The following is a 2332-nucleotide window of genomic DNA, read 5'->3' as shown; positions in this document are numbered from 1 at the left end:
GCATCGTGTCCACAGGCATGCATTACTCCTGGATTGACCGATTTAAAACTTAAATCATTATCTTCAAAAATAGCAAGAGCATCAAAGTCTGCTCTCAACGCAAGAGTTTTTCCGGATTTTCCACCTTCAATATCAACGATGATTCCAAATCCCTTTCCGATAAGTTTTGGTTCACAGTCAAGTTCTTTATAAAAGCCCATAATATACTTAAATGTTTCTTTTTCTTGAAAAGAAATTTCTGGGTATTGATGAAGATGACGCCTAATTTGAATCATTTCATTCTCATATTGTGTTAAGCTAGTCAACAAATTATTAAGTAGTTTCATATGATACCTCTAAACTTTCTACCCGAATTGCTAGTTAATTTCATTGGAAAATAAATAAGTCGTGCTATCCTAATCTTAAACCACTAAGCATTAGAAAGCGCACGACTTATATGACTTATAATAGCACACTTCCAAAAGTTTTTGTTTATTTACTGACAACCATTGAGACGCTTTATCAAACGAGTGTTCCCCTTGAGGTTCAAAACCGAAAGAACGTCCATCTCGCAACATCAGATTGCTTAGTTATCGCTTGTTACCTCTGGGGCGTACTGCATTTTAGTGAAACGCTTAAAGCTAAGCACCAATTGGCTCAAAGTTTATTTCCTAATTTCCTAGAATATTCTCGCTTTGTCCGCCGTTGTAATGCCCTCTTACCGAGTATCCAAGTCATTCGCCAAGCACTCGTCTTTAAAGAGGTTGAAGGAATGAGTGTATCCATTATTGACAGCTTCCCCATTCCTTTGTGTCAGCCTATTCGTAATTTCAGAAGCAAAGTTCTTGGAGATTATGCCAATGTTGGCTACAATGCTACAAAGGGACAGTACTTCTATGGATGTAAATGTCATGCTTTAGTCAGTGAATCAGGCTATGTCATAGACTACACAATTACTCCTGCTTCAATGGCTGATAGTTCAATGACCGAGGAAGTGTTGAGTCAATTTGGGACACCAACAGTCCTTGGAGATATGGGATATTTAGGTCAGTCACTGCATGATAGGCTGGAATTAAAAGGAATTGATCTAATTACACCTGTCAGGAAGAACATGAAGCAAAAGAAAATCCTTTTCCCTAATTTTTCAAAACGTAGAAAAGTGATTGAGCGAGTTTTCTCTTTTTTGACAAATCTAGGAGCTGAGCGTTGTAAAAGTCGTTCGCCTCAAGGTTTTCAATTGAAATTAGAGATGATACTTTTAGCGTATTCTTTACTGTTAAAATCAGCTAAATCACTGGAACCAGAGACTTTAAGATATTCTATCGGGTATCAAGTCATGGCTAAATAATCAACTAGCAATTCGGGTAGGTCAATGTTCTTTTATATTTGAGCGTCCATAAAATGGTCATTTTATGGACACTCTTCTTTTCTTATTAAAATTCTCAAAATCATTTACATTTATTGTTCATTAACCCGTAATTTATTCTATGTTCATTTATATATATATTTTTAAGTTATGATACAATAAATTAGAACAAAGGAGAATAAAATGAATATCGGATATGCACGAGTTTCAACTGGACTTCAAAATTTGGATTTACAAAAAGATAGTCTAAAAAAATATAACTGTGAAAAAATATTTACTGATCATATGTCAGGAAGTAAAAAAGATAGACCTGGATTAAAATCCGCCATCGAATTTTCTCGTCCTGGTGATACGATTGTTGTTTGGCGATTGGATCGACTAGGTAGAAATATGGAAGATCTCATTAATATTGTTAATTCTCTTAATAATAAAGGGGTAAGTTTTCATAGTCTACAAGAAAATATTACAATGGATAAATCAAGTTCGACTGGACAATTGATGTTTCATTTGTTTGCGGCTTTTGCGGAATTTGAGCGAAACCTTATTTTGGAGCGTTCTGCCGCTGGTAGAGAAGCCGCACGTGCAAGAGGACGACTTGGAGGAAGACCTGAGAAATTTTCGGAGCAAGACGTAAAGCTTCTTAAAACCTTGGTAGAAAGTGGTACGCCGATTAAGTCGATTGCGGATTCTTGGGGAGTTTCAAGAACCACAATTTATAGATATATTAATAAGTTTTAGAATAAAATAAAAGACCAGCTCACAACGATTAAGTTATGAGCTGATTAGATTTTAGTTGGTTTAAAAGATCAATTATCTATTTTTTAACAAACACTAAAATATTAAAAAAATGAAACTAGCTTAACCATGTTTATTTCTTTACCTACTGTTTAACTTTGGTATAGTGAGGAACATAAAAAAGACTAAACGATTGATATGCTAGCCTTTTTGTATTTTCTGCTAAATTTTTTAAAGGTGTTTTTTTTTAAA

The 2332-nt window shown here is 34.5% G+C and carries 3 protein-coding genes; 2 read left to right on the top strand and 1 reads right to left on the bottom strand.

What is annotated here, in order from left to right; all coding sequences use genetic code 11:
- The coding region (locus tag ABT063_RS51885) for a M20/M25/M40 family metallo-hydrolase (protein ID WP_351069343.1) at window positions 1-326 on the bottom strand (326 nt) is incomplete at its 3' end.
- Between the two features lie 110 nt (window positions 327-436).
- On the opposite strand from ABT063_RS51885, the gene ABT063_RS51880 reads away from it, so the two are divergent.
- Both ABT063_RS51880 and ABT063_RS51875 read left to right on the top strand, forming a co-directional pair.
- A complete protein-coding gene (locus tag ABT063_RS51880; RefSeq protein ID WP_043736692.1) occupies window positions 437-1327 on the top strand; it encodes an IS982-like element ISLll1 family transposase in 891 nt (296 codons plus the stop codon).
- 201 nt (window positions 1328-1528) lie between these two features.
- Window positions 1529-2083 carry a recombinase family protein gene (locus tag ABT063_RS51875; RefSeq protein WP_023349229.1) on the top strand — a complete coding sequence of 185 codons (555 nt, stop codon included), beginning with the start codon at window positions 1529-1531 and terminating at the stop codon, window positions 2081-2083.
- Window positions 2084-2332 lie beyond the last annotated feature (249 nt).

This window comes from Streptomyces sp. NPDC002838 (assembly GCF_040295365.1).
GTDB lineage: Bacteria > Actinomycetota > Actinomycetes > Streptomycetales > Streptomycetaceae > Streptomyces.
Note: the sequence above shows the minus strand (reverse complement) of the source record. Positions and strands in the feature narration are given on the sequence as shown.

Bases quoted from the DNA above. Each gene is read 5' to 3' on its own strand.
- ABT063_RS51880 (WP_043736692.1), top strand. From the start codon at position 437: ATGACTTATAATAGCACACTTCCAAAAGTTTTTGTTTATTTACTGACA.
- ABT063_RS51875 (WP_023349229.1), top strand. From the start codon at position 1,529: ATGAATATCGGATATGCACGAGTTTCAACTGGACTTCAAAATTTGGAT.